At 68.0% G+C, this 22,124-nt stretch carries 20 protein-coding genes; 9 read left to right on the top strand and 11 right to left on the bottom strand.

The window, feature by feature from the left end:
* Nucleotides 1-12: 12 nt before the first annotated feature.
* The 6 genes from QPC17_RS01810 to mtrA form a co-directional block, all read right to left on the bottom strand.
* A complete protein-coding gene (locus tag QPC17_RS01810; protein WP_068538827.1) occupies nucleotides 13-1,431 on the bottom strand; it encodes an FAD-dependent oxidoreductase in 1,419 nt (472 codons plus the stop codon).
* A gap of 114 nt (nucleotides 1,432-1,545) precedes the next feature.
* On the bottom strand, nucleotides 1,546-2,202 hold the full coding sequence (gene hpf / locus QPC17_RS01805) for a ribosome hibernation-promoting factor, HPF/YfiA family (protein ID WP_062613606.1): 657 nt from the start codon (nucleotides 2,200-2,202) through the stop codon (nucleotides 1,546-1,548).
* A 125-nt stretch (nucleotides 2,203-2,327) separates the two neighbouring features.
* The gene (locus QPC17_RS01800; RefSeq protein ID WP_070446351.1) at nucleotides 2,328-3,110 is read right to left on the bottom strand and encodes a ComF family protein; all 783 of its coding nucleotides are present in this window, start codon (nucleotides 3,108-3,110) and stop codon (nucleotides 2,328-2,330) included.
* A gap of 96 nt (nucleotides 3,111-3,206) precedes the next feature.
* Nucleotides 3,207-4,874 carry an LpqB family beta-propeller domain-containing protein gene (locus QPC17_RS01795; protein WP_062613608.1) on the bottom strand — a complete coding sequence of 556 codons (1,668 nt, stop codon included), beginning with the start codon at nucleotides 4,872-4,874 and terminating at the stop codon, nucleotides 3,207-3,209.
* Nucleotides 4,871-6,577: an MtrAB system histidine kinase MtrB gene (mtrB, locus tag QPC17_RS01790; RefSeq protein WP_285347406.1), complete on the bottom strand. Its 1,707-nt coding sequence runs from the start codon at nucleotides 6,575-6,577 to the stop codon at nucleotides 4,871-4,873. Before mtrB ends, QPC17_RS01795 begins: the two co-directional genes overlap by 4 nt.
* On the bottom strand, nucleotides 6,574-7,254 hold the full coding sequence (mtrA, locus tag QPC17_RS01785; protein WP_062613609.1) for an MtrAB system response regulator MtrA: 681 nt from the start codon (nucleotides 7,252-7,254) through the stop codon (nucleotides 6,574-6,576). The genes mtrB and mtrA overlap by 4 nt, the downstream gene beginning before the upstream one ends.
* Before the next feature lie 135 nt (nucleotides 7,255-7,389).
* Between mtrA and QPC17_RS01780 the strand changes: the two genes are divergently transcribed.
* The 5 genes from QPC17_RS01780 to QPC17_RS01760 are packed head-to-tail and all read left to right on the top strand — an operon-like array spanning nucleotide 7,390 to nucleotide 12,913.
* Nucleotides 7,390-8,757, top strand: a complete 1,368-nt coding sequence (locus QPC17_RS01780) for a hypothetical protein (RefSeq protein ID WP_285347405.1) — start codon at nucleotides 7,390-7,392, stop codon at nucleotides 8,755-8,757.
* On the top strand, nucleotides 8,754-9,365 hold the full coding sequence (locus QPC17_RS01775) for a DUF4129 domain-containing protein (protein ID WP_062613611.1): 612 nt from the start codon (nucleotides 8,754-8,756) through the stop codon (nucleotides 9,363-9,365). The genes QPC17_RS01780 and QPC17_RS01775 overlap by 4 nt, the downstream gene beginning before the upstream one ends.
* Nucleotides 9,362-10,465: a DUF4350 domain-containing protein gene (locus tag QPC17_RS01770; protein ID WP_083281131.1), complete on the top strand. Its 1,104-nt coding sequence runs from the start codon at nucleotides 9,362-9,364 to the stop codon at nucleotides 10,463-10,465. Before QPC17_RS01775 ends, QPC17_RS01770 begins: the two co-directional genes overlap by 4 nt.
* Nucleotides 10,455-11,633 (top strand): AAA family ATPase, encoded by a 1,179-nt coding sequence (locus QPC17_RS01765; protein ID WP_083200575.1) that lies wholly within the window; start codon nucleotides 10,455-10,457, stop codon nucleotides 11,631-11,633. The genes QPC17_RS01770 and QPC17_RS01765 overlap by 11 nt, the downstream gene beginning before the upstream one ends.
* Nucleotides 11,633-12,913, top strand: a complete 1,281-nt coding sequence (locus tag QPC17_RS01760; protein WP_068538822.1) for a DUF58 domain-containing protein — start codon at nucleotides 11,633-11,635, stop codon at nucleotides 12,911-12,913. The genes QPC17_RS01765 and QPC17_RS01760 overlap by 1 nt, the downstream gene beginning before the upstream one ends.
* 61 nt (nucleotides 12,914-12,974) lie before the next feature.
* Here QPC17_RS01760 and QPC17_RS01755 read toward each other — a convergent pair whose 3' ends face one another.
* Entirely contained in the window at nucleotides 12,975-13,937 is a 963-nt protein-coding gene (locus QPC17_RS01755) for a stage II sporulation protein M (RefSeq protein ID WP_068538821.1), read from the bottom strand.
* A 50-nt stretch (nucleotides 13,938-13,987) separates the two neighbouring features.
* Between QPC17_RS01755 and QPC17_RS01750 the strand changes: the two genes are divergently transcribed.
* On the top strand, nucleotides 13,988-14,806 hold the full coding sequence (locus QPC17_RS01750; RefSeq protein ID WP_062613615.1) for an RDD family protein: 819 nt from the start codon (nucleotides 13,988-13,990) through the stop codon (nucleotides 14,804-14,806).
* On the opposite strand, the gene QPC17_RS01745 is transcribed toward QPC17_RS01750, so the two are convergent.
* Nucleotides 14,803-15,225: a metallopeptidase family protein gene (locus tag QPC17_RS01745; RefSeq protein WP_062613616.1), complete on the bottom strand. Its 423-nt coding sequence runs from the start codon at nucleotides 15,223-15,225 to the stop codon at nucleotides 14,803-14,805. The two genes, QPC17_RS01750 and QPC17_RS01745, sit on opposite strands and share 4 nt — an antisense overlap.
* 56 nt (nucleotides 15,226-15,281) lie before the next feature.
* On the opposite strand from QPC17_RS01745, the gene QPC17_RS01740 reads away from it, so the two are divergent.
* Complete coding sequence (locus tag QPC17_RS01740) at nucleotides 15,282-15,710, top strand: DUF3499 domain-containing protein (protein WP_236698673.1); 429 nt, start codon at nucleotides 15,282-15,284, stop codon at nucleotides 15,708-15,710.
* Nucleotides 15,711-15,722: 12 nt separating this feature from the next.
* Here the strand turns inward: QPC17_RS01740 and QPC17_RS01735 are convergent, their stop codons facing one another.
* Genes QPC17_RS01735 through QPC17_RS01725 form a run of 3 tightly spaced genes read right to left on the bottom strand, consistent with a single transcriptional unit; the run spans nucleotide 15,723 to nucleotide 20,298 of the window.
* A complete protein-coding gene (locus QPC17_RS01735) occupies nucleotides 15,723-17,072 on the bottom strand; it encodes a DUF5719 family protein (protein WP_276787173.1) in 1,350 nt (449 codons plus the stop codon).
* Nucleotides 17,069-20,017, bottom strand: a complete 2,949-nt coding sequence (locus QPC17_RS01730) for a glycosyltransferase family 2 protein (protein ID WP_062613619.1) — start codon at nucleotides 20,015-20,017, stop codon at nucleotides 17,069-17,071. Before QPC17_RS01730 ends, QPC17_RS01735 begins: the two co-directional genes overlap by 4 nt.
* The gene (locus QPC17_RS01725; RefSeq protein ID WP_062613620.1) at nucleotides 20,017-20,298 is read right to left on the bottom strand and encodes a WhiB family transcriptional regulator; all 282 of its coding nucleotides are present in this window, start codon (nucleotides 20,296-20,298) and stop codon (nucleotides 20,017-20,019) included. Before QPC17_RS01725 ends, QPC17_RS01730 begins: the two co-directional genes overlap by 1 nt.
* Nucleotides 20,299-20,559: 261 nt before the next feature.
* Between QPC17_RS01725 and QPC17_RS01720 the strand changes: the two genes are divergently transcribed.
* Both QPC17_RS01720 and QPC17_RS01715 read left to right on the top strand, forming a co-directional pair.
* Nucleotides 20,560-21,426, top strand: a complete 867-nt coding sequence (locus tag QPC17_RS01720; RefSeq protein WP_062613621.1) for an inositol monophosphatase family protein — start codon at nucleotides 20,560-20,562, stop codon at nucleotides 21,424-21,426.
* On the top strand, nucleotides 21,423-22,121 hold the full coding sequence (locus tag QPC17_RS01715) for a TIGR03089 family protein (RefSeq protein WP_062613622.1): 699 nt from the start codon (nucleotides 21,423-21,425) through the stop codon (nucleotides 22,119-22,121). The genes QPC17_RS01720 and QPC17_RS01715 overlap by 4 nt, the downstream gene beginning before the upstream one ends.
* The last annotated feature ends 3 nt before the right edge of the window (nucleotides 22,122-22,124 follow it).

Here is a 22,124-nt window from a genome sequence, read left to right as displayed (position 1 = left end):
CGTCTAACAGGGCTAGTACAGCTTGCCGTCGTGCTCCTCGCCGCGGGAGACGGCGGTCATGGTCTCGCGCTCGACCACCTTCAGCCGCGCACGCCCCCGCTCCGCGCCGAGCGCCATCTCGTACTCGTTGAGCAGCTCCCAGCCGCGCCACGTGGTGTAGCGAACGCCCCGCTCGTCGAGCACCTTGCTGGTTTCCTCCCAGCCGAGCGCATCGGTGGTGGCGTGAAGCTTGCCGGCCTCGTAGTCCTCCACGAGGTGCCCGATGGTCTCCTGGGCGTCCGACTTGGTGGAGCCGATGAGGCCGACGGGCCCGCGCTTGATCCAGCCGGTGGCGTACATGCCGGGGACTACCTCGCCGTCGGTAGTGATGACGCGGCCCTGGACGTTGGGGACAATCCCCCGGCCGGCGTCGTAGGGCGCCCCCGGGATCTCGGAAGAGAAGTAACCCACCGCGCGGTAGACGGCCTGGACGGGGTAGTCGATGAATTCGCCGGTACCCTTAACCGAGCCGTCGCCCTGGAGGGCGGTGCGCTCCATGCGGATGCCCTCCACGTGCTCGTCGCCAAGGATCTCGGCCGGCTGCTGGAGCATATGAATGTGGATGCGACGCGACGCCGTCAGGTCCTCCGGCTCCTGGAAGACCCACTCGGTGAGCTGCTCGACCACCTGGCGGGTCATCTTCGACTCTTCCATCGCCTTCTCCGAGCCGGCGTCGTAGTCGAAGTCCTCAGGGTAGACGATGATGTCGACGTCGGGAACCTGGCCCAGCTCGCGCAGCTCCATCGGGGTAAACTTCACCTGGGCGGGGCCGCGGCGGCCGAAGATGTGGACGTCCGTGACGGGCGAGCGGCGCAGGCCTTCTTCCACGTTGCCGGGGATTTCAGTGACCATGAGGTCGTCGGGGTGCTTGGCGAGGATGCGGGCCACGTCGAGCGCCACGTTACCTACGCCCAGCACGGCGATCTCCTTGGCCTCGAGCGGCCACGTGCGCGGGTAGTCTGGGTGACCGTCGTACCAGTAGACGAAGTTCGCCGCGCCGTAGACCTCCGGCAGGTTCGAGCCGGGGATGTTGAACGGGCGATCCTGGTCAGCACCCGTGGCGATGATGACCGCGTCATAGTGCTCGTGCAGCTCGTGGAACGTGATATCCCGGCCGATCTCTACGTTGCCCACCAGGCGAATGTCGCCACGCTGGAGCACGTTGTACAGGGCGTTGATGATCGCCTTGATGCGCGGGTGATCGGGGGCCACTCCGTAGCGCACCAGCCCGTACGGCGCCGGGAGCTTCTCATACAGGTCGATCTTGACCTCCACGCCAGACTTGGACAGGATGTCCGAGGCGTAAATTCCGGCCGGGCCGGCCCCAATGACTGCTACGTGAAGTGGACGATCGGCCACACTTTCCCCTTTATCGACTCTGGCGCCGGGCATCCCGGCCTAAACGCCCTCCATCCTAATTGTTCGCCCGCGCAACTTCCTAGATTAAGAAAGGGGCGGGTGACGTAATCGTCACCCGCCCCGGGTTTCCTGGGCGCCAGGCCCGCCTTACTCGTCGGCTGCCGGGCCGTACTCGCCCGTGGTGGCGTTCAGCCTGATCACGCCGTACGTCCACCCGCGGCGGCGGTAGGCCGCGCAGGGCTGCTTCGTCTCTTCGTCAATGAAGAGGTAGAAGGGGTGGCCCACCAGCTCCATCTCATCGATGGCCTGCTCCACCGACATCGGCTTGGCCTCGTACAGCTTCTGGCGCACGATCGCCGGCGAATCGCCAAGCTGGCTCTCCACCGCTTCGCCCACCGAGCTGGGGAGCGTGGGCTCTGCCGCCTCATCCGGCGCGGGCTTGGCCAGTAGCTCATCGACCGGCAGATCCTGGACCACTTCGTCCCGACGCTCGCCCTTGCGGCGGTTCTTCTTCTTTTCGTGGCGGCGGCGCAGGCGCTCGAAGAGCTTCTGCGCGGCCAAGTCAAGTGCTCCGAAACGGTCGGATGCTGAGGCTTCCGCGCGGACCACCGGTCCCTTATCCCGAACGGTGATTTCAATCCGCTCGGATGTCTCCACCTGGGACGGATTCGATTCGTGCGTGACTTCCACTTCAACGCGCTGCGCATACGGAGCGTACTGCTCGATCTTGGCGAGCTTGTCCTCCACGTGCGACCGGAACCTACCCTGAACCTCGGTGTTCCTACCGGTGACGACGATTTCCATGATGACCTCCTTGGCCGTTTTCGAAAGTGGGAATGACCCAAAAACTATGCCTGCCTCTGCAAGCGACTGCCTCGCCTCCTTCCGTGGTATTTCGCCTGTTCACGTAAAGATTTTGGATGTTGTTATTATACGGCCCGGAAGGGCTCAGTGTGACCTCTTACACGAAACTCCCGGGGATCTTTCGCCGCCGCGAGCACGAAAGCGCCACGTACCGTGCCTCCGCGCGATTTCACCGCGCGCGAAGCCCCCGCCAGGGTCGCCCCGGTTGTCACGACGTCGTCCACCACGATCACGTCCGCGCCCTCCAGGCCCACCGGCAGGGCCGTGATTCCCCGGGCCTTCTTTCCGCGTGCCTGCAGGTTGGCGCGTTGCCTGCCCATTCGCCCGACGGCGTCCGCCACCGTACCGCCGAGCCGCTCCAGCCGGCTGCCGGCCCGGCCCAGCCCACCGGGAAGCCCTCCCGCCCGCTGGCGCCGCAGCACGATGCCCACCTCGGCACCGTACATCTCAGCCACCGCCTGCGCGATCACACCGGCCACGAACCGGCCCTGCCGGGCGCGCTTCGGCGCGGAGGGCGCGGGCACCACGAGCGTGGCCGCGAGCTCGGGAGGCGGGTGGGCGCCGATGACCTCGGCGAAGGCGCGGTCCATCCGGCGGTCAGCCATGTTCTTCCAGGCCACCACGGCGCTTGCCGCCGGGCCCGTGTAGCTCGCGAGCGCGAACACCGGAAACTCGGCGCGCTCCTCGCCCGCCACGCCGACGTAGGGCAGGTGCTCGCTCACGTCCTCCCACCCGGAAAACTCCACACGGCAGCTCGCGCACAGGTCTTCGTCCCATGCCCCGCACCCGGCGCACCAGCGCGGGTAGAGCAGGTCGAGGAGGGCGTTCCATTGGTCGTTCATCCACATGCCCTCATGGTGTCTCAGCGCCCCCGCCCGCAAAGGCCGATAACGAGCAAATGTGGACAGCCGCCCCGCGAACCTACCTGTGGAAAGCCTCGCGCGTCAGCCCGGCAACGCCGGCGCGGTCACGCCGTCGGCGATGAGGCGCCAGCCCGCACCGTCGTAGGAGAAAAGCCGGTTGGAATTGTCCTGGATAATGATCGTGTCGAGGCCGCGCCCGGCTGTAAGGTCCACAACCCCGTCGACCGCCGCAAGCGACGTCGTCGGCGTGCCGATGCCAACCACATGGATCGAGCTGGTGGACGACGTCGACTGCCGGCCCACCACCGCGAGCCGCACGTCACTCACCCAGGCCACGTCTGTGACGTCCGCGAGCGACTGCCCGAAGCGCAGCGGCGCGCCGATCTCCGTGGGCGCACCACCCGAATCACGCAGGATCGACACGGCGTTCATCTGGACCTCGCCCTTTTGGTCGGTGACGATCGCCATCCGCGATCCTTCGCGCGAAACCGCGAGGCTACGCACGTTCAACCCCTGCAGGTAGGGAAGCGGGAGCCGCTTCGTCTCGCCCGAGGCGAGGTTGACCGCGATCAGCTCCCCGTTCGAGGCCGCCTCGGCCGACCACACCCAGCCGCGCGCATCGATCGAGGGGGCCACCAGCTTCGTGCCGCGCGCAAGCAGGGTGGGCGCACTGCCGTCGAAGCGGACTTCGTATAGACCCGTGCCGTCGTTGCCGAGGGCGGCTCCCCTGCTGACAGGTTCGGTGTAGGACGTGGCGAGGTGGGTCAGGCCCAGTCCCCCGCCGTCGCCAAGCACGCTGACCTCACCACCGCTGATGGTGGCCGGCGCCCCATCCGCGAGGGCGGCGAGCGTGTAGCTCGCGTACTGATAGGCGCTGAGGTCGATCTTCGAGGGGAACTCGAGTTCGGCACCCTCGGAACTGAGCTTGACCTCCTGGATGCCAGGCAGGTTGAGCAACGTCTTGGAGATTTGGGCTTCCATCGCCATCATGTCAGACGCCGTCATCGAGGCCACCTCGGAGCTGAGGTCCACCTGCGCCACGCCGTCGGTCACGCGCACGCCCCTTTGCGTCAGGCGTGCCTCGGACGGGATGGCCGAGTGCGCGGCGGGCGACAGCCACGACGACGGCCCGGCCAACACCGCCTGGACCGCGCTCGTGGCCTGCGACGTCGTCAAATACCAGCGCACCTCCGGCACGAGCGAGCTGCGGTCGGAGTTGAGGAAGTAAATGGTGGTCTCGCTGTAGAGCGAGGTGAAAATCGAGCTGGGCACCACCATGCCCTGGTCGAGCACGGCTATGCGCCACTCGCCGTTCGCATCCCGGGTGAGGGAAAACTCGGAATTGAGGATCGCGTCCGGCGTGGCCACGGTGTAGCGCCCGGCCTCGTCCAGGGTTGCCGACGCCGCCGCACTCACCCGGATCGCGCCCGTACGGGTGGAGGAAATCGAGGGGTTCTGGGCGTCTTGGTAGACCCGCACTTCGGTAGTCGGGTCCCAGCGGGCGGAGGCCTCGGGCGTGAGGAACTGGCGGGCCACCGTGAAATCGCCGGACAGTCCCGCCGCCGACGCGCGAAGGAAGTCCGTCACCAGGGCCTCCGGTGTGGAACCCGGGGTGGGGCCCTGCGGATCGAGGACCACGCCGCCACCGGTGTTCGCCGGACGCTCCACCTCCTGCGGGGCGCCCGAGGTGGGCAGGCTGGCACATCCGGCGAGGACGAGGGTCACGAGGAGAATGAGCAGCTTCTTCACGATTCCTCCTGACTCTTCACATCCAGGCGCAGTTCGACCGCCGCGTCCGGGTCCTCTTCGACGACGACGTTGAACGGGCCACTCGCCGTCGGCTCGGCTACCTCCGGGGCTTCGGCGGGCAGGGGCTCAGGCACCTCGAGCGGGAGCGGCGGCACGAAGTCCTGGTGGGGTACCTTGGGCAAAGTAAAGAGGAAGGTGGAGCCCACGCCCAATTCGCCGGCCACCTCGATCGTACCGCCGTGGATCTGCGCGTCCTCGCGCGCGATTGTCAGCCCCAGGCCCGTGCCACCCGACTTGCGCACGCGCGAGGAATCCGCCCGCCAAAACCGGTCAAAGACGTGGCTGATCTGCTCCGGCGACACCCCCACCCCGTGGTCCTGCACGCGCACCGCCACCGCCGTGTCGTTCGCTGCGACGACGACGTCGACAGGGTTGCCCTCCGCATGCTCGAGCGCGTTGACCAACAGGTTGCGGGCCACACGCCGCACGCGCCTGGGTTCGATCTCGGCTATCGTGTCGCCCATGGCCTCGTACGTGACCGTGACCCCGTTCGATACGGCGAGCGGGTCGGCCGCCTCAATCTCGTCGGCCACGAGGGAGCCGACGTCGGCCGGCTCGGTGGCGAGGGTCATGCCGCCGGCGTCGTACCGGGAGATCTCCAGAAGGTCGGCGAGCGTGGCGTCGAGGTTGAGTAGCTGGTTGTACTGCAGCTCGGCCGCGCGCTTGAGGCCGGCCGGCAGGTCCTCGCGGTGGTCGTAGATGAGCTGGCCCGCCATGCGCACGGTAGTCACCGGTGATCGCAGTTCGTGGGAGACAGCCGAGACGAACTCCGTTTGCACCTTGGAGATGCGCTCCATCTGGGTGAACTGGGTCTCGAGCGACTCAGCCATCTGGTTAAAGGACTCGGCCAGCTGCGCGATCTCGTCCGAGCCGCGCACCTCCATCCGCGTGTCGAACTCGCCGTCGGCCAACAGCTGTGCCCCGCGCGACGCCGCCCGCACCGGGGTCAGCACCCAGCGCGTCACCGCCCAGCTCACCACGCCGAGGATCGCGAGCAGGATCGCGATCGACAGCCACATCACCCGGATCGTGGTGCTAATCAACGACTGCTGGTTGCCCAGCGAATAGGCGGCATACAGTTCGTAGCTACCCGAGCCGCGGATGTCGAGCGTCGTCCCCACCACGATGCCCGGGATCGTCTCACCATCCGACTGCAGGCTCACCGACTGCCAGCCGATCTGTCCGCCCTCCGTGACGAGCTGGCGCAGGTCCGCCGACACGAGCGAGCGCACCTGCGTGGCCGAGGCCGTGGCCGGCTCAAAAATCTGAGTGGGTAACGGCTCCTGATCCGGCGTGCGGATGAGCACCGCCCCCAGCAGGCCCCGGGACGGGTCATACATCGACGACACCAGCTGGTTCGCCACCTCCTGCGAACGGCCCGCAGTCGGTGCCGACGCCGTAAAGCGATCCTGGGCCAACTGCACGTCGGTGGAAAACTGCTCCACGTTCGTCGTGACCGCATTATCAAAAACAGAGGAGCGCACCTGGCTGGAAATCGCCAGGCCCATGATGACGATGCCGGCGATTCCGGCCAGCACGATGAGCGCCACCACACGCAAACTGAGCGAGGAATACCAGCGCTCGCGGATGGAATCGAGGCGCCGAACGGTGGCGGAAATGCGCTCGCGAGCTAGCGCGCTCACCGGCTCGCGTTCCCGGCGCGGTAGCCCACGCCACGAACGGTGAGCACAACCTCAGGGTTTTCCGGGTCCTTTTCGACCTTCGAGCGCAGGCGCTGGATATGGACGTTGACCAGGCGCGTATCGGAGGGATGGCGGTAGCCCCACACCTGTTCAAGCAGCTCTTCGCGGGTGAAGACCTGGAATGGCTTGCGGGCCAGCACCGACAGCAGGTCGAACTCCAGGGGCGTGAGGTGGAGCGGCTTGCCGTCGCGGCGGACCTCGTGAGCCTTGAGGTCAATTGCCAGATCGGCGATCTTCAGGGTCTCGGTTTCGGGCTCCTGGCGGCGCAGGCAGGCCTTGACGCGGGCAAGCAGCACGGAGTTTTCGAAGGGCTTGGTCACATAGTCATCCGCGCCGGCCTCCAGGCCCGCGATGACGTCCACCGAGTCCGTCTTCGCGCTCATCATGATGATCGGCACGTCCGACTCATCACGCAGCGCGCGGGCCACCGACACGCCATCCATTCCCGGCAACATGACGTCCAGAAGAATGAGGTCCGGATGCTCCGCGCGGAAAAGGGGCAGGACCGAATCGCCGTGGGCGCACGCGGAGACGACATAGCCCTCGGTTTCCAGCAGAATTGCCACCATCTCCGAGATCGCGGGATCGTCATCAACCACTAGAATGCGCGTTGCCATAGCCTCTACCCTCTGTTGGCGCTTTTGACGACATGATATCAGTTGCCTCCGACAACTCCCGGTATTGTGGGCCCCTTAAAAACTGTCGGAGGGATCGGGTAAATTGGTTCACGTATCGACACGAAAGGTTATCCGATGTCCGCATTCGATTCCCAGGGTCCCCGGTACGGGCAGTACGGCGCTGACCAGCCGCAGATCCACCAGCGCGTCGAACCGTGGCGCACGGTCATCCCGATGCACCCGCTGGGAGTGGGCGAAACGCTCGATGCCACCATGCGCCTCCTGCGCTTCAACCCCGTGCCCTTCATCGTATTCCCGATCGTGGTCAACCTCGTGGTCGCCGCGCTCGAGGTGCTGCTCTCGCTGGCCTTCGGTCAGTTGGTCTCACGTGAGGTGGTGGGGGCCACCAACCTGACGCTCTATGCCCTGACCGTCGCAATCATCTACTTCTTCGCCAACATGCTCGTGCTGGTCGCGGGCACGCGGGTCACCTTGGCGTCGGTGCGCGGCCAAAAACTGTCGCTGTCCGAAACCTTGGCCCTCGCACGAGCCGGCCTGGGCAAGATCGCTCTGCGCATGATCGTCCTGGCGCTTTTCGCCATCGCGGCCGGCGTCGTGGTAGTCCTCATCTTTGCCGCGGCCATCAGCGCGCTCGCCCTCAGCGCGTTCAGCTTCGCGGACTCGTCGGGCACAACGATCACGTTCATGATCCTGTCATTCCTCGTCTACGTCGTCGCGGTCTTCCTGCTGGTCTACCGCTTCTCGGTGGCGGTTCCCGCCTTGGTTGCTGAGGACATCGGGCCGGCCGAGGCAATCGGGCGCTCCTGGCGTCTCACCCAGGGCTCGCTTGGCTACTTCGCTGGCCTGTACATCACCCTCAGCATCATTATGTCGGTCCTTTCCGGGGTGCTCGGCATCGTTTTCGGCCTGGTCGTCGGCGGTGTTTTCAGCAACTCCGGAGATATCGTGGCCGCCACGGCCGGCAGCGCGGTGAGCATCCTCTTCACGCTCCTCATCTCAGCCCTGCTGGTGCCGATCTCCATGGCACTGATCAACCTCATTTACGTCAACATGCGGATGAAGCGGGAGAACTTCCATCAGGAGTTCTTGTACGGCGCCGGTCAGGCAGCCGGCCCCGGCGCCTTCAGCCAGCCGAACCAGTACAGCCAGCACAACCGATACGACCAGTACGGGCCTCAGGCTGGATACACCCCGCCCGTGTACGGTAACGACTCCGGTCAGGCCGGTGACGGCCAGAGTGGCCAGGGTTACGGCCAGTCTTACGGCCACAACGGCCAGAGCTACGGTCAGGGTGACGGCACGCAGTACGGCCAGTCTTACGGCTACAATGGCCAGACTTACGGCTATGGCCAGGCGGGTCAGTACGGCCAGCCGGGTCAATACGGTCAGCAGAGCCAGTACGGTCAGCAGGGACAGGATACCGAGTCCGGCAAGGACACCCCCGGCGAGCGCCCGAGCTGGTATGGAGATTTTGAGAAGTGACCTTCGTTCCCTTCACCCCGGATGCGGACACCGCTCAGCAGCTAGCGGAGGCCGAGCTGTCGAAGGCGATGTATGACCACTCGCCCAGCCTCCTCTCGCGCTTCTTGCAATGGTTGTTTGAGCGGCTCAACATCGTGGTGAACGAGCTCAACCCGGGTGAGGGCGGGGCGGGGAACCTCGTGGTCATCATCGGACTGGCCCTGTTCGTGGTGGCTGTCATCGTCTTTGCTTACCGCCGCTCGCGGGCCAGTAGCGCACCGGCTTCTCGCGAGCGCGAGCAGCTCTTTGATGATGACCGCACGTCTGCCGAATTGTTCAAGGCGGCCGACCGGGCCGAGCAGGCGGGGGATCTCAACCTCGCCGTCGTCGAACGTTTCCGCGCAATCATGCGTCTGCTTGACGAGCGCGAGCTCATCCACGTGGTGCCGGGAATGACTGCCCAGGAGGCGGCTGAGGCCGGCTCACGCAAGCTCGGGCACATCGATGAGTTCTCGGCGGGCGCCCAGCTTTTCAATGACGTCTACTACTGGCACCACCAGGCTACGGCGGCGGACGTGGAGTCGGTCCACCGCCTGCACCGCGTAGCCGCGCGCGAGGTGGTCGTATGAGCGTGTCGGCACCAAAGCGATCTCGCACGGGTATCCTTCTGTCGCTCATCGCGGTGCTCGCGCTCGCGGTCATAGCCTTGGTCGACATCCCGCAGCAGGGCGAGCCCTACTCCCCCACGTCCACTGCCTCCACGGGCACGCGCGCCCTGGCCCAGATCCTCAAGAATCATGGGGTGGACGTGTCCGAGGTGAGCCCGCTAGAGGCGATGGACTCAGCGGACACCGACACCACGCTGGTGATCGACCCCAGTTTCTACGCCCCCACCGAGGTGACCGAGGACCTGGTGAATTCCCGGGCCACCATCGTGGTCCTCGGGGACTCCTCCAGCATGTACGATTTCGGCTTCGAGGGTTACACGGAGAGTTTCCCGCCGATCCCGGTGGCCGCGAAGTGTCAAGACCCGGATGCGCAGGAGGCGCGCGGGATCAGCCCCCTCTCCCTCGCTTTCAGACCAGACCGGGAGAGGGACGTGACGGGTTGCTTCCCCCAGCTCGGCGGTTACGGCTGGGTGCAGCTCACCTCCAACCCGAAGATCTCCCTAATTCTCGATCCGACCTTCCTCACGAACGAATACCTGGCCGACCACGGCAACGCCGCCTTCGCCATGCGCAAGCTCGGCACCCAGCCGAAGGTCTTGTGGGTGAGTGGCGATTACTGGGAATCCGAGATGCGGACCACGCCGCAGTGGGCGGGCCTGCCCACCTGGTTCTACCCCCTCCTCGTTGGCCTGGTACTCACGGCCCTGTGGTGGGCCTTCTACCGCGGGCGCCGCTTCGGAAAGCTCGTAGCTGAGCCCATGCCCGTCGTCGTGCCTGCCTCCGAGGCCGACGCCGGCCGCGGCCAGCTCTACCACCGCGGGCGGGCCACCGAGCACGCAGCCCGTGCCCTGCGCGCCGGAACGATCTCGCGCGTGGCGCGCGGGCGCCTGAGTCCGACCTCGCCGCGCGAGGTGGTCGTGGACGTGCTCGCCCGGGTCAGCGGACGCGATCCGTCCGCGATTGACGCCCTGTTCTACTCTCTCCCCATCACGTCCGACACCGACCTGTCGAGGCTGGCTGACCAGCTCGATGAATTCGAAAGGGAAATCAATGACCGCTGATTCCAACCAGCCATCCGGGCGCCAGGGCCAAGATCCGGCCCAGGGCATCTACCAGCCCCCGGTCACTGCGCACGCGCAAGGCGACCCACAGCCAGGCGGCTACCAGCCGCAGTCTCCGGCTGTCTCTCAGTCCACCCCGCAGGGGGCGCCCCAGGGAGCGCCGCGCGCGCAGGGCTTCCGTCCGGAGGTGACTCAGCCGGCGCAGGAGGAGCCGGCCCAGTCGGCCACGGCGGAGAAGTTCCGCCGCATCCGCGCCGAGATCGCCAAGGCGATCGTGGGCCAGGATCACGCCGTCACTTCGGTGCTCATCGGCTTGTTGTGCGACGGGCACGTCCTCCTTGAGGGTGTGCCGGGCACCGCGAAGACCCTGCTGGTCCGCTCGCTGGCCGCGGCACTCGAACTGGACGCGAAGCGCGTGCAGTTCACCCCGGACCTGATGCCGGGTGATCTCACGGGCTCGCTCATTTACAGCGCATCCACAGGCGAATTCTCGTTCCGCCCCGGACCGGTTTTCACCAACCTACTCATTGCGGACGAGATCAACCGCACCCCGCCCAAGACCCAGGCGGCCCTGCTCGAGGCGATGGCTGAGCACCAGGTGTCGGTGGACGGCCAGCCGCGCGAGCTCGACGATCCGTTCATGGTGGTCGCCACCCAGAACCCGGTGGAGTACGAGGGCACGTACCCGCTGCCGGAGGCCCAGCTGGACCGCTTCATGCTCAAAACCATCCTGCCGTTGCCCCCGCGCGAGGTGGAAGTGGAGATTCTGCGCCGCCACGCGGGCGACTTCGATCCCACGGACCTCAGCACCGCCAAGATTGAGGCGGTGGCCGGCGCTGACGACGTGCGCCGGGCGCGCGAGGAAGTGGCAAGCGTGGAGGTCGGCACCCGGGTGCTGGATTACATCGTGGACCTGGTGCGGGCTACCCGCGTGTCGCCGGCGGTCTCGCTTGGTGTCTCCCCACGTGGCGCCACCGCGCTCCTGCATGGCTCGCGCGCGTGGGCGTGGCTATCCGGGCGGAGCTACGTGACACCCGACGACGTCAAGGCCCTCGCCGTTCCCGCCCTCACCCATCGCATCCAGCTTCACGCTGAGGCCGAGCTTGACGGGGTCAGCCCGCGCTCGGTTATTGAGTCGATCCTCGCTTCGGTGCCGGTGCCGCGCTGATGTTCATTCGCCTTCCCGCCGTGGTCTGCTCCGTGCTCGGCATCGTGTTCGGGGTGGCGACCCGCGACGCCGGCATCGCGGTGCTGATCACCATCGTGTTGGTGTTCCTCGTGTTGCTCGACGCCGCGCTCGCGCCCAACCCGTCGGTCCTCGTGGCCGACCGGAACGGGGATGATTCGGTGCGTGTGGGCGACGAGGCGGCCGCCACGCTCACCCTCACGAACCCGTCCGGGCGCAAGATCTCGGGCATGTTCCGGGATGCGTGGCCGCCGTCGGCGAACGTTTCCCCCTCGCGCCACGGTTTCCGTCTGAGGCCGCGCAGCGAGGCTATCTTCGATTCCTCGCTGCGCCCCGAACGGCGCGGCACGATCCACTCCTCCACGGTCACGGTGCGCACGTTCGGCCCGCTGGGCCTGGCCGGTCGGCAGAAGTCCGCCCCCACGTCCTGGCAAATCCACGTGCTACCGCCGTTCGTCTCGCGGCGCAACATCCCCTCGCGGGTGCGGCAGTTGCGCGAACTCGATGGGCGCTCCCTCCTCCTCACTCGCGGCGAGGGCACCGAGTTTGACTCCCTGCGCGAATACGTGGCCGGCGACGACGTCCGAGCCATCGACTGGCGCTCCACGGCCCGCCTCGGTGAGACCGTGGTGCGCACATGGCGCCCCGAACGTGACAGGCACGTGGTCATTGTTCTCGACGCCGGCCGTGGCGGCGCCCTGCGCGTGGCGGAAGGTCCTGCCTTCGACACGTTCATCGAGGCGGCGCTCTTGCAGTCGGCGATCGCGCAGCGAGCGGGCGACCGTGTGTCGGTCATCGCCATGGACGATCAGCTGAGGGCGCGGCTGGCCTTAGAGCACACGAAGACGATCACGCACAAGGTGGCCCAGACCCTGGCCGACATCGAGCCGAGCTTGCACGCCACCGACTGGGCCTCGCTGCCGGCCTACATTTCGCAGATCTCGAAGCGGCCCGCGTTCGTGGTCATCGCCACCACGATCGGCGGTGGCACGCTCTCCTCCGGGCTGGTCGACGTCCTGCCCACCCTCAAGCGCACCCACACCGTGCTCGTCGCCTCGGTTCACACGGGCGATCCGGAGCGGGAAGAGGAGGTGGGTGCCATCTACGAGCTCGCGGCTCACGAGCGCTCCCAGATCGAGGAGAACAACCTGGCCCGGTCCCTCGAGCGCGCGGGTGCGAAGGTGGTGCGCTCGGACGCGGAGGGCCTGCCCGTGGCGGTGGTGGATACCTACATGAGCCTCAAGGCCCGGGGTCTGCTCTAGTCCGGTCTGTTCCAGTCGACAACTTCTTCTCACCACCGGCCGGGCCTCAGGCCACCCTCGGCTAGGCAGCGTAGCGGACCAGGTCCTTCTCCTTAGGTTCGCCGCGACCGAAGACGTAGACCCAGATCCAGAAGGCCGCGAGCACGCCCGCGCCGATCGCGACCTTCACACCCCAATGCAGGTAGGACGGGGTCACGAAGCCTTCTAGCAGGGCCGAGATGAAGAGCACGCCCACCAGCCCGAAGCCGACGAACATGGCCTGTTTACCCTCGACGGCAAGCGCCTGCAAGCGGGGCCGGCCGCCTGGCACCAGCATCGTCCAGAAGAGCTTGAGCCCGGCGCCACCGGCCACGAAGATCGCAGTCAGCTCGAGCAGACCGTGGGGCAAGATGAGCTGGAAGAAGATCGGCAGGAGCCCGAAGTAGTCGAGGATCGCGCCCGCCTGCCCCACTGACACGGCGTTGGTGGCGAGCACGTAAACAGGGAAAACGCCCGTGATGCCCCCGCCCACGGCCTGCAGCGCAATCCACGCATTGTTAGTCCACACCATCGCCCCGAACTGAGTGCCGGAATACTCGCGGTAGTAGGCGGCGAAGGACTCGTCAGCGTACGAGCGCAACAGCTCGTAGGGTCCGAGCTGGAAGATCTCGTTGGGGTACATACGGAAATAGACGATGACGATCGCGGCGATCGCCACTGCCGCGATCGTCACGGCGTGTGCCCACCAGCGGATCCGGTAGAAGGCGTGCGGGAGGGTGGAGGTCAGGGCGTGACCGAGCGAGCGCAGGTTTGCGCCCCGGATCTCGGTCAGGCGGGCCCGGGCGGCGCCAACGGTGGCAGAGAGCGTGAGAATGAGGTCGGCGTCGGGGGCCTGCGTGCGGATGGTGGCCAGGTGGGCGGCGGAGGCCTGGTAGAGGCGCACGAACTCGTCGGCTTCCGGGCCGGTCAGACGCGGCCGGGCCGTCAGTTCGTCGAGGCGCTCCCACTGGGCCTGGTGCGCTTTGGCAAAAGCTAGACTCTCCACACTCCAAGGGTGCCACAAATGGGGCGCGGGTTGCAGGTAGGCTTGGAGGCGTGGCAGAACACAGCATCATCACGGGCGAGGGAGTCGAGCTCGAGCTCCCCGCCGCGACCGTGCTTTCGCGCATCGTCAGCGGGCTCATCGACTACGGCCTCATTGTCATCGCCTACGTCGTCCTCATCTTCAGCCTGGCCAACACATTCCCCACTTTCAACGGGGCGCAGGTGGCCACGATCGTGGTGTCCGTGACCGCCGTCTTGTTCTGGCTTCTGCCCGCGCTTGTCACGACTACCTCCAACGGGCGCTCGCTCGGCAAGCTCGTCACCCGCACGCGCGTGGTACGGCTCGACGGTGGCACGATCACCGCCAACCAGGCCTTCATTCGGGCCACGGCCGGGATCCTCGAAGTGTTCGTCGCGTTCGGCGCGATCGCCACGATCACCAGTTTTATCACGAAGAACAGCCAACGGCTGGGCGACATGCTGGCAGGCACGTACGTGGTGCGCTGGCCGTCGCGCAGCGACTGGGAGCCGAAGGTCTCCATGCCGCAGGGCCTGGCCGCCTGGGCCGGGGTCGCCCAAACGCGCGCGCTGCCCACGGGCCTGTCCCTCAATATCGCCGATTTCCTCAAGGGCCGCGAGCGCCTCACCCCGCAGGCCCGCCAAGCCCAGGCGCGTGCGCTGGCGGCCGCGTGCGAGAAGTACGTCTCTCCCCCGCCCCCGTGGGGCACGCCGGCCGAGGCCTTCATTGAGGCCGTCACTGTCATCCGTTATGACGTTGAACGCCGCCGCTACACCGAGGTCACCGAGCGCCGCCAACGGTTGGGCACCCGCGTGGCGGAAATCCCTTACGGCCTGGGCGAATCAGCCTAGCCGTAGTAGTAGTCGATGTCCTCCGGGTAGCAGTCGAGGGCGCTGGCGAGCTGGCTGGTGACAACGTCGTGGATGAAGAGCCGCGGATCGGGCTCGCGGCGCATTTGCTCGAGGATCGGCATCCGATAGAAGATGAGGCGCCCGTGGATCTTCGCGGGCCGCTCGAAGGGCAGGAAGCGTGCGAGCGGCACGCCGTCTTCCCAGGGAGCCGGGTCCTGGCCGGGCACGTCCATGACCGCGAAGTCGAAGCGGTCCATTTTAGCCCCGAGTGTGCGGCGGTAGGAGCCGAGTTCCCAGGCGAGGAGATCGTCGAATTCGTCGGCGCGGGTACGCCAGGCGGGGATGGAGGCGGGAAGGATGGGGCAGCGGGGGCCGCGGCCGTGGCGGTCGCGGCGTCGGGCGGATGCGGGGAAGACCATGAACCTACCCTAACGCCTCTGCCGCGGGGCACGGGGATGCGACTAAGGTAGGAGCCGTGAGTCTTCGAAAGTGTTCCCGCGTTGGTTGCCAGCAGCCGGCAGTTGCCACCATGACGTACGGCTATCGCGAGGCCACGGCCGTGATCGGCCCGCTGTCGCCGGTGCCGTTGCAGGGCGCTTTTGACCTGTGCAAGGATCATGCCAATCACGTGACCGCGCCAGTGGGCTGGCAGATGGTTCGCCTCCAGACGGAGTTTGAGGAGGCGCCGCCCTCCACTGACGACCTGCTCGCCCTCGCTGACGCCATCCGCGAGGCCTCTCGCCGCGACGTGCCGCCGCCCAAGCCGGCCCAGCGTGAGATCCGCCGGCCCGCCGCCGACGTCTCCACTCGGCCCCACCCGCGCCCGCGCCTCACGCTGATCGACGGCGGGGATAACGACGACCGCGCCACCGACGCCGACCGCCCCAGCGACGACGCCCGCTAGCGCCGGCCGCGCCTAGTTGGCGATGGTGAGCCGCACGGCCTGGCTGGTGGTGGAGTCCTGGGTGAGTGCCAGCCAGGCGATCCCCGTGTCCGTGTGTAGGAGCGCGGCGCCGTACATTGGCTGGTCGGCCTCGAGCGTGACGTAGTGGGCCTCGGCCGGAATCTCCACGCTCGCGATCTCGTCAACGTTCAGCACTTGGCTATCGAGTTGCGCGCCGTCGACGTCATAACTCGTCCAGCGTGCCTGCCCGCTGCCGTTCAGCACTAGCGTGCCCGCGTGGGGGCCGGCGGCGATGCCCCCGGCTGTCACGGGTTCGCGGCCGGCGAGCCAGGCGACGTCCACGCCGTCGTCGCCGGAACGAGTAAGCGAAACCCCCACCGCGACGTCGGTCCTGGCGCTGACCCGCACACCGTAGGAGCCGGGTGCGAGGCCGGCGAGGGAGAGGTCGAGCACGGACTGGGGCGCCACCTCCACGCCCTGCGCGCCGTCGAGCGGGCGCTCCTCCTCCCCGAGCGTGGCAACGTTGACGGTGGTCGGCTCGTCGTGGGGGTTGACGATGCGCAGGGCGGCGGTGGTGTCGGCGTCGACGACGACGCCCGGGATGACCACGTCCGTGCCCGCGGCGGAATCGGTGAGCATGTCGATGCCGGCGGGGGTGACGCCGTCGAGCTGGAGGACCTGCATGGCGGCCACGAAGGCGCCCGTGTCGGAGGAGAGCCGGATGGCGATGCGGGAGTCGGGCGGGATGAGGCCGGTGAGGTCGCGCGTGGCTTCGCCGCCGGCCTCGAGCGACAGGGTGGACAGGCCCTGGATGTCGAGCTGGCCGGCCGAGGAGTAGACCGCGATGTCGATCGTGGTGGCGGTGGCCGAGGCGTTGCGGACCATGAGCGACAACCACGTGCCCACCTCGCTCGACCCGCCGACCAGCCACACGGTGTTCGCCGGCCACTCGCACGGGGCGGCGATGAGACCGCGTGAGTCGCCGGCTTGGGCGGTCTGGATGGAGGCGCCGGCCATCACGCCCTTGCCGCGTACCACCCCCACGGCCTGCCCGCCCGCGATCTGTGTGAGAACGCCGGTGAAGGGCGTGCTGTCGAAGGTGGCGGCCCCGTCGGAGAAGACGCCGGCCCAAGAGCTCTTGCCCTCGACGACTTCGGACACGTTGATGCCGCCGGTGTTGGCGTCTTGGGCGTGGGCGTAGCATACGAGGCTGGCCTGGCTTGGTCCGGCCTGGCCCTGCGGCGCGGCCACGGTGGTGGGCGCGGCGGGCTGCGCGGCCGGCATCGCGGTGGCCAGGCCCGCGCCGGCGGCGAGCGCCAACACGCCCACCCCGCTCACGAGCGCCGCAAGTTCTTTCTTCATTCGATGCCTCCCACCCGCCGGCGCAGCGGCAGCGCGGTGACCAGGCTGGCCAGGAGCGCCACGAACTGCGCCACAACTGTGACACGGTGCACCCGGTCTACGTAGTCGATATGCACGTCCCCGGCGTCCGGCAGCTGCCAGGCCTGCGCCCAGCTGTCCTCGATCGTCTCGAGCCTCTGGCCGTCGAGCGTGGCCACCCACCGCGCGTCGGCCCGCTCGGCAAGCGAGAGCGTGCCGGGTCCCGTTACTTCCCCTTCCGCGTTCACGACGCCCGAGGCGAGGCCAGCGTCCGCCCGCGCGCGGTCTGCCGGCTCGGTGACGCGCCAGAAGGTCCCGGCCTCGCCCGTGGTGACGTACTGGAGGCCGGGGATGGTGTGGAGGCGGCCGACTAGCTGGCTGCGGAACTCCGGCGATTCGCCCTCCCCCGCCGGTGGGACGAGCACGATCGCGATGGCGTGGTCGGCCAGCTCGGCGCCGTCCCCGGAGCCGCGGGTGAGCCCGGCCACGGCGTCGGCGAGGGCGGAGTCGGCGGAGTCGGGATCCATCGCCTGCCCGCGCGCCATGGTGTATTCGTGGAGCTCGATGCCCTGGCCGCGCCAGAGTTCGGCGCTGACGCCCTCGGAGGTGGGGGTAAGGGCGAGGACGCGCTCGTGGCGGGCCTCGGCCTCCACGCCGAGCGCGGGGAGGGCAGGAGCGTTCGCGCCGAGCACGGGCTCCTCTTCCCACACGGTCTGCAGGCCGCGCCCACCCGCGGCCACAACGGCGAGCGGCAGGGCGAGCATGACGAGCCCGCCCACGATCTGGGTGGCCCCAAAACTGCGGCGGCGCATGGCGGTGCGAAGCCCGTGCGAACCACAGATGATCGCGATCCACGCGCCCAACCACGCCAACGAATAGCCCACTATCGGCGAGCCCTCCACGGACTCATACCCGCCGGTCACCAGCCGGTATCCCACCGTGAACGTGGGGGCGAGCGCGGCGACACCGAGGCCGGCGGCGAGAATCAGCCAGCCGAGGCGGATCCACCAACGCCGGTGCAGGCGCAACAACGCGAGCGCGGCGGCGCCGAACACGGACGCGACCGCCACGAGGAGGACGGGGTCGGTGCGCACCTGGTCCACCATGACGAGGGCCGGGGTGGCGCCCGTCGGTACGCCCGGCTGGGCAAACAGCAAGCCGGGGGAAAACGCGCCGAGCGAGGGCGCAAGCAGGAGCAGGGCCGGCACGGGCACCCACAGCCAGCGCTTGCGCTGCCCGGGCCTGCCCGCCACGCCGATCACAGCGACCACGATCGCTACGGCAGCAAACAGGGGCGTGGCCGCCGCCAGCACGCCGAACGCCAGCGCAAGTAACCCCAGGCTACGCGCCGAGCCACGCCAGGCCCCGGCGATCGCGAACAGTGCCACGGGCAGGGTCACGTGCACGACGACGGCCCCGATCTGCCCATCGGCCAGCGCCGCCATGAACGGGGGCGCCACCACCCAGGCAAGCGCTGCGACGGTCCGCACCACCCAGGAGGCGGACATCCGCCCGGCAGCAAGGTAAGCGAAGAACGCGGCGGCCGGGATCGCCAGGTACAGCATGCCGGTGGCGAGCGCGCCGAGTGTCAGCCCGAACGGGTGACCAAGGACAAGGAAGGGCAACATCGCCACCCACAGGGGATCCACCGCATAGGCGTGGCCGGATCCCGAGTCGAGCCAACCTGACCAAATGAGGCGGGCCAGGTCCGGCGCGCCCGTGGTGTCGGCCGCGAGCCCGCCGCCCGAAAGCACGCCCGCGGAGAACACGGGCAGGAAGAACACGACCGCGACCAGCGCGGCGATCGCCACCGACACGAGCCCACCCCTGCGGGAGTGGCGGGCGAGGTCTGCGCGGGCCTTGATGGTGAGCGGGTCGGGCTGCTCGGCCAGGATCTTGGCCTCCTTGGCCGACCTCTTCGATTCGCGGCGCGCCGATCGGATGTCGGCCGGCCGGGCCTCGAGCGCGGTCAGGGCGTCGGCCCCCACGGACGCGACCTTTGCGATCCGGCGGCGCCCGCGCACGACGTCGTCGAGCATGGTCAGCACGCGCGCCCCGGCTCCCAGCTCGGCCCAGGCAAGGGCCGTGTCCTTCGTGACGAGCCGGGCCAGGGATCGCGGCAGTGCGAGCAGCAGATAGCCGAGCACGTAGAGCGGCACGAGGGCGCCGGGCGCGGCGAGTAACGAGTTGTAGATCTGGGCCGAGCGGCGCTGGGCGTAGCTACGGTCGGGGTTCTCGCCCAGGCCGGCGCGGGCGTGGCGGACCACGGCGGCCGGGTCGACCACCACGCGGTAGCCGGCACGGCGGGCGCGGCGGGAGAATTCGAGCCCCTCGCCAAAGGGCCCAAGGAACGGGTCAAGCCCGCCGAGCTCGTCCCACATGGAGCGACGCACTAAAGCCCCGGCCGTCCCCACCGCGAGCACATCGATGCGCGAATCGTACTGACCCTGGTCGCGCTCCCCCGCCTCTACCTCGGGCACGCGCCGCGCGCTGCGGGTGGCGCGGATGCCCACCTCCAGCAGCACCGGTGAGTCCGCATCCTCCCACGCGATCTGCTTGGGGCCGACCACACCGATGCGGTTCGATCCCTCGCCGGTACGCAACAGGGTGTCGAGGGCCGCTGGTTCGGGGCGGGAGTCGGCGTGTAGGATCCACAGCCAGTCCGACTCGGGAAGCTCGAGGCCCGCGATCACCTGGCCGAGGTTCTTGCCGGCGCCGTGGACGAGCTGGATGTGCTCGCCGTCGGGATCGAGCTGGGCGTGAACCGGCTGGACGAACGGGGAATCGAGGCTGGGCACGGCCACCACGATGTGGTCAGGGCCGTGGATCTGCTCCCTCAGCCCTGCCAGCGTGTCGGCCAAAAAAGAAAGGTCACGGCGGTGGCACACCACGATCGCCGTGACTTTCTCACGAGTAACGCTCTCCACTAGCGAGCTCCGCGCGCTGCCTTACGCTCGCGAGCCATACGCTTGCGGTCATTGTCCGAAGTGCCGCCCCAGATGCCGTGGCGGATGTCGTTCGTCACGGCGTATTCGAGGCACTCGGCCCGCACGGAGCAGTTCTTGCAAATGGACGTGGCCGGCGCGGTAGATCCGCCCTTTTCGGGGTAAAAAATGTCAGGATCGGTCTGCGCACACAGCGCCTCTTCCATCCATGACAGGTCCGCGTCCTGGGCAAAGCCGTAGCCGAGGTCAAAAATTCCCTGCATCAGCCGTTGAGCCAGTTGAGGATCCTCCGCGACATGGGCGGTGTGGAGCGGCGTCGCTTTCGACTGCCTCATGTGGTCCTCCGTTCAAAATCTCTGTGGTTAAATTACATCGGTGTAACCACCTAAAGTCAAGACGCTTTACACACTTCGAGACGCCCATCGGCGTGTTGTCCGCGTTTTGGGCCCCTTAGTGTGAGATATTGCGGTTTTCCTGTGCGAGCGGGCGAGCACGCGCCCCCACTTTCGTGCGACGATGGTGGCATGACACCTCGCCCTTCTGAGCTTGCCCTGCTTGCCGAACGCTCCGCACGCGCCGTGGCACCGGACCTCCTCGAGGCCTTCAAGAACCCCGGCCCAGTCGAGTACAAGCGCAATTTCCACGACCCCGTCACGGTTCACGACCGCCGTGCCGAGGCCGCCATCCGCGCGATCCTCTTCGAGGCCCTGCCGTCCTCGCTGCTGCTTGGCGAGGAGGAGGGCCACGTCATCGACTCCTCCGGCTCGCGCACGGTTCCTGGGCCGAACGACGTCGTGTGGCTGGTCGACCCCATCGACGGCACGTCGAACTTCACCTCTGGCCTGCTGTTTTGGTGCGTCTCGATCGCGGCCGTGGTGGGCGGGGAGGTGGTGGCGGGCGTCATCTACCAGCCCAGCCTCGACGTGCTCTACCTGGCCGACGACACGGGCGCCTACCGCAACGGCGAGCCGATGCGCGTGAGCGACCAGCCCCCGCACCGCAGCCTGTTCGCCGCGGATTTCCCCTCCGAGCGCATCGAGGATCAGGACAGCGCGGCGCGTGGCTACCGGCTCCTGCTCGAGGGGTCGAAGTCGATGCGGCGCCTGGGTTCGACCGCCCTGCACCTGGCCGGCGTAGCCGAGGGCACGCTCGGGGCGTGTCTGGGAATGGGCACCCAGCCGTGGGACATCGGCGCGGGCATCGCCCTGGTCAAGGCCGCCGGCGGGCAGATCCTCGGCGTGCGTGACGACCGCTCCACGAACACCTCCGTCTACGACAGCCCCACCTACGCCGCGGCCGGCCACCCTGACTCCCTCCAGCTCTGCCTCGACGCCATCGGCTGCGTGGCGCCCCAAGACCTGCAAACCCACTACTTCGGAGGTGACGCGTGAGCCTGTACGCCTCCCTCGCCACCCGCGGCACCTCCCCCGCGCTGACCTGGTACGACTCCGACGGCCGCCTCGAACTCTCCGGCAAGGTGCTCGCCAACCACGTGGCCAAAATCGCCAACTACCTGCGCGACGAGTTCGGCCTCGAACCCGGCGAGCACGTAGCCCTTGACCTGCCCCTGCACTGGAAGACCCTCGCCTGGGCACTCGGCGCGCTCGTGGCCGGGTTGGAGGTTCACGACGCCGTGGCGCAGGTTCCGGCCGCAGGCGCGACTGGCAATCATGCCGGCGCGGCTGGAGAGGCCGGCCCGGCAGGTCCGGCTAGCGACCTGGCCAGCGACCTGGTGGTAACGAACCACCCCGAGCGCTGGGCAGAGAGCGCCGCCGAAGTGGTGGCCCTCAACCTCGACTCCTTCGCCTTCGCCTGGAATGGCGATCTGCCCGCCGGTGTGGCGGACGGTTTGGCCGACGTCATGGGCCAACCCGATGCCCTCGTGCTCGCCGAAGAAACCGACAACGCCGAGCGGGCGCGCGGGGGCAAGGTGATCGAGCGCGCCAGCGTGCTCGTGAAGCCCACCGTCGCCGAGGCGACCCGGGCGCTCCTGGCGGCGAGTGCGGGAGGTGCGGCGATCGTCGTCGTTGGCGAAGGCGACCCCGCAAGGATCGTGGCGGCAGAGCGCGCGCAGATCCTTCCCTAACCC

Source organism: Trueperella bernardiae (assembly GCF_030246965.1).
In the GTDB taxonomy this organism is placed as follows: domain Bacteria; phylum Actinomycetota; class Actinomycetes; order Actinomycetales; family Actinomycetaceae; genus Trueperella; species Trueperella bernardiae.
This window is presented reverse-complemented; position numbering and strand designations above follow the sequence as displayed.

Bases quoted from the DNA above. Each gene is read 5' to 3' on its own strand.
- QPC17_RS01760 (WP_068538822.1), top strand. From the start codon at position 11,633: ATGTTCATTCGCCTTCCCGCCGTGGTCTGCTCCGTGCTCGGCATCGTG.
- QPC17_RS01810 (WP_068538827.1), bottom strand. From the start codon at position 1,431: ATGCCCGGCGCCAGAGTCGATAAAGGGGAAAGTGTGGCCGATCGTCCA.
- QPC17_RS01745 (WP_062613616.1), bottom strand. From the start codon at position 15,225: ATGGTCTTCCCCGCATCCGCCCGACGCCGCGACCGCCACGGCCGCGGC.
- hpf (WP_062613606.1), bottom strand. From the start codon at position 2,202: ATGGAAATCGTCGTCACCGGTAGGAACACCGAGGTTCAGGGTAGGTTC.
- QPC17_RS01735 (WP_276787173.1), bottom strand. From the start codon at position 17,072: ATGAAGAAAGAACTTGCGGCGCTCGTGAGCGGGGTGGGCGTGTTGGCG.
- QPC17_RS01770 (WP_083281131.1), top strand. From the start codon at position 9,362: ATGAGCGTGTCGGCACCAAAGCGATCTCGCACGGGTATCCTTCTGTCG.
- mtrA (WP_062613609.1), bottom strand. From the start codon at position 7,254: ATGGCAACGCGCATTCTAGTGGTTGATGACGATCCCGCGATCTCGGAG.
- QPC17_RS01765 (WP_083200575.1), top strand. From the start codon at position 10,455: ATGACCGCTGATTCCAACCAGCCATCCGGGCGCCAGGGCCAAGATCCG.
- QPC17_RS01725 (WP_062613620.1), bottom strand. From the start codon at position 20,298: ATGCAGGGAATTTTTGACCTCGGCTACGGCTTTGCCCAGGACGCGGAC.
- QPC17_RS01780 (WP_285347405.1), top strand. From the start codon at position 7,390: ATGTCCGCATTCGATTCCCAGGGTCCCCGGTACGGGCAGTACGGCGCT.
- QPC17_RS01720 (WP_062613621.1), top strand. From the start codon at position 20,560: ATGACACCTCGCCCTTCTGAGCTTGCCCTGCTTGCCGAACGCTCCGCA.
- QPC17_RS01800 (WP_070446351.1), bottom strand. From the start codon at position 3,110: ATGTGGATGAACGACCAATGGAACGCCCTCCTCGACCTGCTCTACCCG.